The following is a 653-nucleotide window of genomic DNA, read 5'->3' as shown; positions in this document are numbered from 1 at the left end:
CGTGGCAAATCAGCCGACAACGGGCGGCGCTTACCACGGCGCGGACCGGGTGCGACCACTTCCTCGTCGGGCTCAGGCGCTGTCAGTTCGACACTTTCCGGCTCATTGAACAGCGCCAGTTGTGGCGTAATCGGATCAACGGATTGCTCTGACTTGCGCCCGAAGAGACGATCACGCAACAGCTTGATCTGTTCTTTCAAGTCGCTGATGTGCTCCTTATCAACCTCACGCTCATTGAGCATCTGCGCAAGCAATTGCTTGAGTAAAACGGGGTCGTCAGGAAGGTCTTCGGGCATCGAAATCATGGTCAGGATTATACCCGACTACGCGACATATCGAGGCGTCAAAACCTGATGTGGACGGTTGCGCCAGAGGTCGAAGCCGTCGAGCAGCCAGTTCAGTTCCTGGACTGTCAGGACGATCGCCTCGTCGCCGGCATCGGGCGATGTTTTAAAGCGCTCGGACTCGAGGCGTTTGAGCCATAGGCAGAAGCCGTTGCGCTCCCAATATAATATTTTCACTCGGTTGCGTGGCTTGTTGAGGAAGACAAAAAGCACGGGGTCGAACACGGCGACTTTGATATCCAGCTCGACGAGGGCAGCGAGGCCATCGATGGACTTTCGAAAGTCCACGGGTTTGGGGTAGAGGAAGAC

Annotated in this window: 2 protein-coding genes; both read right to left on the bottom strand. The window is 56.0% G+C overall.

From position 1 onward, the window contains the following. Nucleotides 1-305: transposase (locus HX830_RS32280; RefSeq protein WP_256350860.1), on the bottom strand; the 305-nt coding region annotated here is incomplete at its 3' end. An 18-nt stretch (nt 306-323) separates the two neighbouring features. Beyond that, the coding region (gene tnpB, locus HX830_RS31235) for an IS66 family insertion sequence element accessory protein TnpB (RefSeq protein ID WP_177104670.1) at nt 324-653 on the bottom strand (330 nt) is incomplete at its 5' end.

It is taken from the genome of Pseudomonas gingeri, assembly GCF_013385425.1.
GTDB lineage: Bacteria > Pseudomonadota > Gammaproteobacteria > Pseudomonadales > Pseudomonadaceae > Aquipseudomonas > Aquipseudomonas gingeri_D.
This window is presented reverse-complemented; position numbering and strand designations above follow the sequence as displayed.